The organism is Roseovarius sp. MBR-78, from assembly GCF_040547535.1.
GTDB lineage: Bacteria > Pseudomonadota > Alphaproteobacteria > Rhodobacterales > Rhodobacteraceae > Roseovarius.
Genome location: NZ_JBEPPX010000012.1, coordinates 103,352 through 113,234, shown reverse-complemented (window position 1 = coordinate 113,234; position 9,883 = coordinate 103,352). Strand labels below are relative to the sequence as shown.

At 64.6% G+C, this 9,883-nt stretch carries 11 protein-coding genes; 5 read left to right on the top strand and 6 right to left on the bottom strand.

Annotation, left to right across the window (positions count from 1 at the left end):
• The 6 genes from ABIE58_RS11795 to ABIE58_RS11770 form a co-directional block, all read right to left on the bottom strand.
• A partial coding sequence (locus ABIE58_RS11795; RefSeq protein ID WP_354544920.1) for a sigma factor occupies positions 1 to 209 on the bottom strand: 209 nt, incomplete at its 3' end.
• Positions 210 to 307: 98 nt separating this feature from the next.
• On the bottom strand, positions 308 to 994 hold the full coding sequence (locus ABIE58_RS11790) for an ABC transporter ATP-binding protein (protein WP_354544919.1): 687 nt from the start codon (positions 992 to 994) through the stop codon (positions 308 to 310).
• Positions 991 to 1,740, bottom strand: a complete 750-nt coding sequence (locus ABIE58_RS11785) for an ABC transporter ATP-binding protein (protein WP_354544918.1) — start codon at positions 1,738 to 1,740, stop codon at positions 991 to 993. Before ABIE58_RS11785 ends, ABIE58_RS11790 begins: the two co-directional genes overlap by 4 nt.
• Positions 1,733 to 2,716, bottom strand: a complete 984-nt coding sequence (locus ABIE58_RS11780; protein WP_354544917.1) for a branched-chain amino acid ABC transporter permease — start codon at positions 2,714 to 2,716, stop codon at positions 1,733 to 1,735. The genes ABIE58_RS11785 and ABIE58_RS11780 overlap by 8 nt, the downstream gene beginning before the upstream one ends.
• A complete protein-coding gene (locus ABIE58_RS11775; RefSeq protein ID WP_354544916.1) occupies positions 2,713 to 3,633 on the bottom strand; it encodes a branched-chain amino acid ABC transporter permease in 921 nt (306 codons plus the stop codon). Before ABIE58_RS11775 ends, ABIE58_RS11780 begins: the two co-directional genes overlap by 4 nt.
• A 61-nt stretch (positions 3,634 to 3,694) precedes the next feature.
• Positions 3,695 to 4,825, bottom strand: coding sequence for an ABC transporter substrate-binding protein (locus tag ABIE58_RS11770; RefSeq protein ID WP_354544915.1), 1,131 nt, complete (start codon positions 4,823 to 4,825; stop codon positions 3,695 to 3,697).
• 335 nt (positions 4,826 to 5,160) lie between these two features.
• On the opposite strand from ABIE58_RS11770, the gene ABIE58_RS11765 reads away from it, so the two are divergent.
• From ABIE58_RS11765 to ABIE58_RS11745, 5 genes are all read left to right on the top strand, one after another.
• Entirely contained in the window at positions 5,161 to 6,291 is a 1,131-nt protein-coding gene (locus ABIE58_RS11765; RefSeq protein ID WP_502950088.1) for a TRAP transporter substrate-binding protein, read from the top strand.
• Between the two features lie 81 nt (positions 6,292 to 6,372).
• Positions 6,373 to 6,957 (top strand): TRAP transporter small permease subunit, encoded by a 585-nt coding sequence (locus ABIE58_RS11760; RefSeq protein ID WP_354544913.1) that lies wholly within the window; start codon positions 6,373 to 6,375, stop codon positions 6,955 to 6,957.
• Entirely contained in the window at positions 6,954 to 8,375 is a 1,422-nt protein-coding gene (locus ABIE58_RS11755) for a TRAP transporter large permease (RefSeq protein WP_354544912.1), read from the top strand. Before ABIE58_RS11760 ends, ABIE58_RS11755 begins: the two co-directional genes overlap by 4 nt.
• On the top strand, positions 8,365 to 9,708 hold the full coding sequence (locus ABIE58_RS11750) for an amidase (RefSeq protein ID WP_354544911.1): 1,344 nt from the start codon (positions 8,365 to 8,367) through the stop codon (positions 9,706 to 9,708). Before ABIE58_RS11755 ends, ABIE58_RS11750 begins: the two co-directional genes overlap by 11 nt.
• Before the next feature lie 15 nt (positions 9,709 to 9,723).
• A complete protein-coding gene (locus ABIE58_RS11745) occupies positions 9,724 to 9,882 on the top strand; it encodes a hypothetical protein (RefSeq protein WP_354544910.1) in 159 nt (52 codons plus the stop codon).
• The last annotated feature ends 1 nt before the right edge of the window (position 9,883 follow it).

The following is a 9,883-nucleotide window of genomic DNA, read 5'->3' as shown; positions in this document are numbered from 1 at the left end:
GATCGGCCCTCGAAGCCCGCGATATTCTCCAGCACCGCAACCCATGTTTCCTGAACGATTTCCTCGGCGGTGGCCTGATTTTTGACGACCCCCGCACATAGCCGCAGCATCGCGGCATTATGCTTGCGATAGACACGCTCGAAGGCCGCCCTGTCCGCGACGGCCAGAAGGGCGATCACCTCGCGCTCGTCTTGGCGGTCTTCTGACATGCGTTCCCCCGAAACCCTCATATCAGCCATAGAATCCGCTGCGGGCAAAGTCCACTTGGCGTTGGCCGGGGGATGCGTGCGCGATTGCGGGCGGCGCGTCAGACGCCGACATGGCGCTGCGTGATCTCGGCTGTGAGGGCCGTCATCGCGCCCTGCCAGACGGTGCGCCCGCGCGCGAGGATCACGGCGCGGTCGGCGATCTGCGTCAATTCTTTCAACGACTTGTCCACCAGCAGAATCGCCATGCCGGTCTCTGCCCGCACGATGTGGATCGCGGCCCAGATCTCGGCGCGCACCACCGGGGCAAGCCCCTCTGTCGCCTCGTCGAGGATCAGAAGGCGCGGGTTGGTCATCAGCGCGCGCCCGATGGCCAGCATCTGTTGCTCGCCCCCCGAGAGCGACGCGGCACGCTGGCCCGCGCGCTCTGCCAGCCGGGGAAAGAGCGCGTGGACGCGCGCCATGTCCCACGGGCCGGGGCGGGCGGCGGCGGTGAGGTTCTCGGCCACCGTAAGCCCGGCGAAACAGCGCCGCCCCTCGGGCACCAGCCCGATCCCCGCCCGCGCCGCGCGATAAGATGGCAGCGCGTGCAAGTCCTGCCCATCAAAGACAAGCCGCCCCTGCGATGGCATCATCCGGCAGATCGCGCGCACGGTGGTGGTCTTGCCCATGCCGTTGCGCCCCATCAGCGCCACCACCTCGCCCTCGGCCACCGCGAGATCGACGCCGAACAGCGCCTGGCTCGCGCCATAGCTTGCCGTGAGGCCCGCCACATCGAGCAGCGTCATGCCGCATCCCCCAGATAGGCCGCGCGCACCTCGGCGCTGGCGCGCACCTCGGCCACGGTGCCGGTCATCAGAACGCGGCCATAGACCAGCACGCTGATGCGGTCTGCCAGCGCAAAGACCGCGTCCATGTCATGCTCGACCAGCAGGATCGGGGCCTCAAACCGCAGCGTATCGAGAAGCGCTGTCAGCCGCGCCGACCCCTCGGCGCCGAGCCCCGCCATCGGCTCGTCCATGACAAAGGCGCGCGGGCCCAGCGTGAGAGCCACCGCCACCTCAAGCTGCCGCCGCTCGCCATGGCTCAGATCGGCCACCCGGCGGTGGCGCGCCTCTGCCAGCCCGACCCGGTCGAGTGCGTTTTCGGCGCGGCTCACCAATTCGGAGCGGCTCAGCGCCGCGCGCCACATGTGCCACGGGCTGCCGGTCGCGCCCAGCGCGCCGAGTACGGCGTTTTCAAGCACGCTGTCCTCCATCGCCAGCGCCGATATCTGGAAGGTGCGCGCCAGCCCAAGCCGCGCACGCTGCGCGACGCTGAGGCCGGTGATGGTCTCGCCCGCCAGCCGAACCTCGCCGCTATCGGGCCGCAGCGCGCCGCAAATCTGCGCGATCAGCGTCGATTTGCCCGCGCCGTTGGGGCCGATCACCGCGTGAATCTCGCCCGGTCGCAGATCGAGCGTGACCGCCTCGTTGGCCACCAGCGCGCCGAAACGTTTGGTGACGCCCCGCGCCTCCAGCACCGGATCAGCCATGCCCGCCCCCCCGCGGCGACACCAGCCCGACGATCCCGCCACGCGCGAACAGCACGATCACAAGCAGGATCAGGCCCAGCCAGATTTGCCAGAACTGCGTCGCCTGCCCGAGGAAATGCTCCAGCATCACGAAGACGCCTGCGCCCACCACCGGCCCGATGATCCGCGCCACGCCGCCGAGGATCACCAGCACGATCAACTCGCCCGACAGGTGCCAGCCGAACATCGCCGGACTGACAAAGCGGTTGAGATCGGCGTAGAGCGCGCCCGCCAGCCCCGCAATGGCCCCCGAAATGACAAAGGCCACCAGCCGCAGGCGCATCGGCTCGATCCCCACCGCCTCGGCGCGGGCGGGCGATTGCCGCGCCGCATTGAGTGCCAGGCCAAAGGGCGACCGTGCCAGCCGCGCGCTGAGCCAGAGCACGCCGCACAGGATGGCAAAACAAAGGCCAAAGAACTGGATCGGATCGAGCGTGTTCAGCCCCGGAAAGCCGTTGCGCACATAGATCGACAGGCCGTCCTCGCCGCCATAGGTGCCCCAGGATATGGTGAAATAATAGAACATCTGCGCAAAGGCGAGGGTGATCATGATGAAGTAGACGCCGCTCGTGCGCAGCGCCAAAAGCCCCACGGGCACCGCCACCAGCGCCGAGAGTGCGACCGCCACCAGCCAGATCACCGGCATGGATTTTGTGCCCGCGACCTCGAACAGCCCGAGATCGAGCGGCGTATAGGTCTGGGCGTGCCACGCCAGAATACCCATGACATAGCCGCCAAGGCCAAAGAACAGCGCGTGGCCAAAGCTGACCAGCCCGCCAAGGCCCAGCGCGATATTGAGCCCCGCCGCCGCCAGCGCGAGGATCGCCACCTTGGTGGCGAGCGTGATGGTGAACGGCTCGTCCGTGACCACGGCGAGGGCCGCAACCCCCGCGAGCGCCGCCAGCACGGCCAAACTCAGCCCCCGTTCGGAGATCATGCCCGCACCCCGAAAAGCCCGGTGGGCCGCCACACAAGAACCGCGCCCATCAGCACGTAGATCGCCATCGACGCCAGCGACGAGCCGATCGAGGTGGCCGAGGCCGGATCGGTGAAGAGGCCGAAAAAGGCGGGCAGGAACACGCCGCCCAGCGTCTCGGTCAGCCCGACCAGCAGCGCGCCGACAAAGGCACCCCGGATCGAGCCGATGCCACCGATCACGATCACCACGAAGGCAAGGATCAGCACCGGCTCTCCCATGCCCACCTGCACCGACTGGATCGCGCCCACCAGCGCGCCCGCCAGCCCCGCCAGCGCCGCGCCGAGGGCAAAGACCAGCGTGTAGAGCTTGGAGATGTCCACGCCCAGCGCCGCGATCATCTCGCGGTCGTTCTCGCCGGCGCGGATGCGGATGCCAAGGCGCGTGCGCTCGATCAGCCACCACAGGCCCACGCCCACCGCCAGCCCGATCCCGATCAGCACCAGCCGGTAGAGCGGATATTCGATCCCCCCCGGCAGGGTCACCGGCCCCGACAGCATGGGCGGAATATCGAGATAGAGCGGAAAAGAGCCAAAGACCCAGCGCACCCCCTCGGAGAAGACAAGGATAAGCGCGAAGGTGGCCAGCACCTGATCGAGATGGTCGGCGGCGTAAAGCCTGCGGATGACCGTCACCTCGATCAGCGCCCCCGCGAGCGCGGCAGCGGCAAGCGCGGCGAGCAACGCCAGCAGGAAAGACCCCGTCGCCCCTGCCACCGCGGCTGCCGCAAAGGCACCGACCATATAGAGCGAGCCATGCGCCAGATTGATGAGCCCCATGACGCCGAAGATGAGCGTAAGCCCGGCGGCCATGAGAAACAGCATCACGCCAAGCTGCACCCCGTTGAGGATCTGCTCGATGACGAGGATGGTGGACATATCCTGCCTGTTCTTGCCTCGGCGCGGCCCGCGATGATGCGCGCCGCGCCGCAGGGTGGGCTTACATCTTGCACTCGGCCGCGTAGGCGTCGGCATGATCCTCAAGAGCCACGCCAATCACCTTGTTGGTGAACACGTCCCCCTCCTGGATCACCTCGCGGGCATAGATGTCCTGCACCGGGTGATGGTTCGGACCAAAGGCGAAATCACCGCGCGTGCTGGCGAAATCGGCGGCGCGCAGCGCCTTGCGGAAGGCATCCGCATCCGATACATCGGCCTTTTCCAGCGCCGAGATCAGCAGGTTCGCGGTATCAAACCCCTGGCTGGCGTAGAGCGACGGCAGGCGGCCATATTTGGCCTGGAAGGTCTCGACAAAGGCCACGTTGGCCGCGTTGTCGAGATCCTTGGACCATTGCGAGGTGTTCACCACGCCAAGCGCCGCCGGGCCAACGGCCTGCAATATCCCCTGATCAAAGCTGAAGGCAGGCCCCACGACCGGCAGGCCGACACCGCTATCGGCATATTGCTTGAGAAACGAAATCCCCATCCCGCCGGGCAGGAAGAAGAACACCGAATCCGCCCCGCTGGCGCGGATCTGCGCGATCTCGGCGGCGTAATCGGTCTGGCCAAGCTGGGTATAGACCTCACCCGCGACCGCTCCCTCGTAGAACCGCTTGTAGCCGGTGAGCGCATCCTGCCCCGCCGGATAGTTGGGCGCGAGGATGAAGCTGTTTTTGTAGCCCGCGCTGTTGGCATAGGCGCCTGCCGCCTCGTGCAGGTTGTCGTTCTGCCAGGCCACGTTGAAATAATTCTGGTGACAGCCCTTGCCCGCAAGCGCCGAGGGCCCGGCATTGGGCGAGAGATAGAACTTGCCCTGCGCGACCGCGCCGGGAATGACCGCCATCGCGAGGTTGGACCAGATGATCCCGGTGAGCACGTCCACCTTTTCCGACTGGATCATCTTGTCGGAAAGCTGCACCGCGATATCAGGCTTGCGCTGATCGTCCTCGATCACCACGTCGATATCGTCGCGGCCCGATTGCTCTATGGCGAGCATGAAGCCGTCGCGCACGTCGATGCCAAGCCCCGCGCCACCGCCCGAAAGCGTGGTGATCATGCCCACCTTGACCTCGGCAGAGGCCATGCCCCCCGCAAGCGCCAGAGCGGCGGCTGTCGCCAACAGTTTCTTCATTGTTATGGTCTCCCTGTTTCGTTGTCCCCGGCCATTTGCGTCGCCCGTCCCCCGCCGAAAGGCAAGCAAAATCGCCCCATCGGGCCACGGCGGGCACCGCCCTTGACCTCGTCCTTTAGCAGCGGCGCGCAGGGCATGTCACCCGTATTGAGGCGGCAGCGCGCACCCCAAGCCCGCCATTTGGTCAGATATATTTACCGAAACCCTTGTTTTTGAAATTCCTCACGATACGATGACAACGCTAGAGGAGGGGATCGGTTCCGAATCGCGCTGTGATACCGCGCAGTCGGGGTGCTGATCCAAGGCATGATGTTATGACCATCTGGGAGGAAACCATGACAGACAAGGCGAAACTTGACCGCCGTTCGTTCCTGCGCCGCGCGGCGGTAGGAGCACCGGTGGCGGCTGCGAGCACGCTCGCCGCACCGGCAGTATTGGCGCAAGCGCCGATCGTGCTGAAAATGCAGACATCCTGGGGTGCCGGGAATATCTGGCAGGAATTCGCACAGGACTATGCCAACCGCGTCGAGGAAATGTCCGGGGGCCGTCTCAAGATCGACGTGCTGCCTGCGGGTGCCGTTGTCGCCGCGTTTCAGGTGCTCGATGCCGTGAACGATGGTGTTCTCGATGCCGCGCATTCGGTGCCGGTCTACTGGTATGGCAAGAGCAAGGCTGCCTCGCTCTTTGGCACCGGCCCGGTCTTTGGCGGCTCGGCCACCACGATGCTGAGCTGGTTCTACGAGGGCGGCGGCAAGGCGTTCTATGACGAACTGACCCAGGATATTCTCGGCATGGATGTCGATGGCTATATGGGCTTTCCGATGTTCGCGCAGCCCTTTGGCTGGTTCAAGGGCGAGGTGAACACCGCCGAAGACCTCAACGGCTTCAAGTATCGCACCGTGGGCCTTGCGGCGGACCTGCTTCAGAGCATGGGCATGTCGGTGGCGCAGCTTCCGGGTGGCGAGATCGTGCCGGCGATGGAGCGGGGCGTGATCGACGCGTTCGAATTCAACAACCCGTCCTCGGACAAGGATTTCGGCGCGCATGACGTGGCGAAGAACTACTACCTGTCGTCCTATCACCAGGCATCGGAAAGCTTCGAGTTCCTGTTCTCCAAATTCACCATGGAAGAGCTTGATCCCGATCTGCGCGCGATCCTGAAATACGGCGTCGAGGCCGCGTCGACCGCGAACACCGCCAAGGCGATGCGTCGTTACTCGGCAGACCTCAAGTGGTTGCAGGAAGAGGCCGGTGTCACCGTTCACCGCACCTCGGAAAACATCCTCAACGCGCAGCTTGAGGCCTGGGACAAGCTGATCCCCGAGCTTGAGGCCGATCCGTTCATGAAGCGGGTTCTCGACAGCCAGCGCGCCTGGGTCGAGCAGGTCACCTATTACGAGCTGATGAACGCGCCCGATCTGGAGCTGGCCTACGATCACTATTTCCCCGGCAAGCTCAAGCTCTGAGCCGTCAGGGAAACAGGACCGAAACAGGCCCCGGTGCTTGACCGCACCGGGGCCGCTTTTCCAGCATAACGGGAGCGTGTCGTGATCGGCTTCATACGTTTCGCCGACAACCTGTCGGCTTGGTTCGGCAAGGCATTCGCGTGGCTCATCATTCTCATGTCCGTGGGAACCGGATACGAGGTCGTGGTGCGCTACCTTTTCAACAACCCGACATCCTGGGCGCTTGACGTGTCGTTCATCATGTATGGCACGCTCTTCATGATGGGCGGGGCCTATACGCTGTCGCGGGGCGGGCATGTGCGGGGCGATTTCCTCTACCGGCTCTGGCAGCCGCGCAACCAGGCCAAGATCGACTTCGTGCTTTATATCATCTTCTTCTTCCCCGGTGTGACCGCGCTTATTTTCTCCGGCTGGAAATACGCATCGCAATCGTGGTCCTATGGCGAGGTTTCGGTCAACAGCCCGGCAGGCGTGCCGATCTACCAGTTCAAGACGGTGATCGTGGCCGCCGGTATCTTGCTGTTCATCCAGGGGTTGGCGCAGGTCTGCCGCTGTATCCTGGCGATGCGCACCAATGAATGGCTCGCGGCCGACGAAGACGTGTTCGAGACCGAAGACCTGCTCATGCAACAGGCCGCCAAGGCCGAGAAGGACGCCCATCCATGACCGATCCGCAAATCGCCCTGATGATGCTGGGGCTTTTTATCGTCTTCGTGTTCCTTGGCTTTCCGATTGCCTTCACGCTCATGGCGATGGGGATCGGCTTTGGCTATTACGCCTATTACGAAGAACGCCGCATGTGGCGCGAGTTCAACCGACTGGACGACACGATAGCCAGCACATGGGACCAGTGGTCGCTCTGGCTCGAGGGGTTTTTCAACAACCGAATATTCGATCTATTCGTGAACCAGACCTTCACGGTGATGTCGAACGAGGTTCTGACCGCCGTGCCGCTGTTTTTGTTCATGGGCTATATCGTCGAGCGCGCCAATATCGTGGACCGGCTGTTTTCCACGCTCAATGTCGCGGCCAAGAACATGCCCGGCTCGATGGGGGTGGCGGCGCTCATCACCTGTGCGCTGTTTGCCACGGCCACCGGCATCGTCGGCGCGGTGGTGACGCTGATGGGCTTGCTGGCGCTGCCTGCCATGCTCAAGGCGCGCTATGATCCGTCATTTGCCTCCGGCATCATCTGCGCGGGTGGCACGCTGGGCATTCTCATCCCGCCGTCGATCATGCTGATCGTCTATGCGGCGGCGTCAAACGTGTCCATCGTGCGGCTTTATGCGGCGGCGCTCTTGCCGGGGCTGACGCTGGTGGGGCTTTACCTCACCTACGTGATCGGGCGCTCGATCCTGCAACCCTCGGTCGCACCAAAGCCGAGCAAGGAGGAAATCCCCGACATTCCGGGCATCAAGCTCTTCGCGATGATCGTCACCTCCTTCGTGCCGCTGGCGTTCCTCATCCTCGCGGTCCTGGGCTCGATCCTCTTTGGCCTTGCAACGCCCACCGAGGCGGCCTCTATCGGCGCGCTGGGCGGCATCTTCCTCGCCTTCGTCTATCGCGCGATGACGTGGCAGCGGATGCGCGAGAGCGTTTATCTGACAGTGCGCACAACGGCGATGGTGTGCTGGCTCTTTGTCGGCTCCTACACCTTCTCGGCGGTGTTCTCCTATCTCGGGGGCGAGCATCTGATCTCGGACTTCGTGCAGGGGCTGGATCTCAGCCCGCTGGAATTCCTGCTCTTGGCGCAGCTTATCATCTTCCTGCTGGGCTGGCCGCTGGAATGGTCCGAGATCATCATCATTTTTGTCCCGATCTTCCTGCCGCTGTTGCAGTTCTTCGAGGTCGATCCGCTGTTTTTCGGCATCCTCGTGGCGCTGAACCTGCAAACCAGCTTTCTGACACCGCCAATGGCCATGTCGGCCTATTACCTCAAGGGGATCGCCCCGCCGGAAATCAAGCTGACGCAGATTTTCAAGGGGGTCATGCCGTTCCTGTTCTGCGTCTTCGTCTCGATGGCGCTGATGTATATCTACCCGCAGATCGTGTTCTACCTGCCGGAGCTGATGTATGGCAAATAAGGTCACTCTGCTGAGCCTTGATGCCTGCGCCCTGCGCGAACGTCTTGCAAGCGGGGCGCTGGGCGCGCTGGAGCTGGCCGAGGCCTGCATCGCCCGGATCGAGGCGCGCGAGGCAGATGTGCGGGCCTGGGCGTGGTTCGATCCCGAATTTGTCCGCCATCAAGCCCGCGCACTCGATGCGCACCGGCAATCGGGGCATGCCATCGGGCCGCTGCACGGGCTGCCCGTGGCGCTCAAGGACATCATCGACACGGCGAAAATCCCGACGGAAAACGGCTGCGCGCTCGATGCGGGGCGCGTGCCGGTCAAGGATGCGGCCATCGTCGCGCGGCTCCGGGCGGCGGGGGCCATCATCATGGGCAAGACAGTGACGACCGAACTGGCCTATATGCAGGCGGGTGCCACACGCAACCCGCACAATCCCGCGCATACGCCCGGCGGCTCGTCCTCGGGGTCGGCGGCGGCGGTGGCGGATGGGATGGTGCCGCTGGCCGTGGGCACGCAAACCGGCGGATCGGTGATCCGGCCTGCCTCTTTCTGCGGCGTGACCGGGTTCAAGCCGAGCTTTGGCGCGATCCCGCGCAGCGGCGTGCTGATGCAGTCGCCGACGCTCGACACATTGGGGGTGTTCGCGCGCACGCCCGCCGATGCGGCGATGATCGCGCAGGTGCTGATGGGGTATGACGCGGGCGACCGGGCCACCACGCCTGCGCCGGTGCCCGATCTGCTCGGCGTGGCCACCTCGAAACCGCCGGTCAAGCCGGTGCTTGCCTTCGTCAAGCCGCCGGGATGGGATGCCGCCGATCCGCAGCTTCACGCCGCGTTTGCAGAGCTGTGCGAGGCGCTGGGCGATCAGGTGTTCGAGGTGCCGCTGCCCAATGCCTTTGACGAGGCCGCAGACCAGCGCGCGCGGATCAATTTCGCGGAAATGGCGCGCTATTATCACCGCTACGCCAAGGGGCGCGAGGCGCTCGGCCCCCGCACCCGCGCCGCCATCGAGGAGGGAGAGGCCATTCTTGCGCGCGATTACCTCGCCGCGCTTGATTGGCCGGATGTGCTCTATGCCGGTCTCGACGAGATATTCGAGCGATGCGATGCGATCCTGTGCCCCGCCGCCACCGGCCCCGCGCCCGAGGGGCTGGAATTTACCGGCGACGCGATCTTCAACGGGCTGTGGACGCTGACCGGCGTGCCCGCGGTGACGGTGCCCGCCTTCACGGCGGAAAACGGCCTGCCGATGGGCGTGCAGATGGTGGCCGCGCGCGGCAATGATGCGCGGCTCTTGCGCACGGCAAACTGGTTTCACGGCTGGCTCGGCCAAGCCGGTGCATGATGAAAGGATGATGGCATGAACAGGGTTCTGGCGCTTTTCGCCTTCGCGGTTCTGGCCGCGTTTCTCTATATCCTCGCCAGCAAGATCGGCGAGACCGATCTGTGGATCGTCACGGTCTTTGCCGCAGCACTCGCGGCCTATGATTTCGTGACCTCTAGCAAGAACAAGGGCTAAG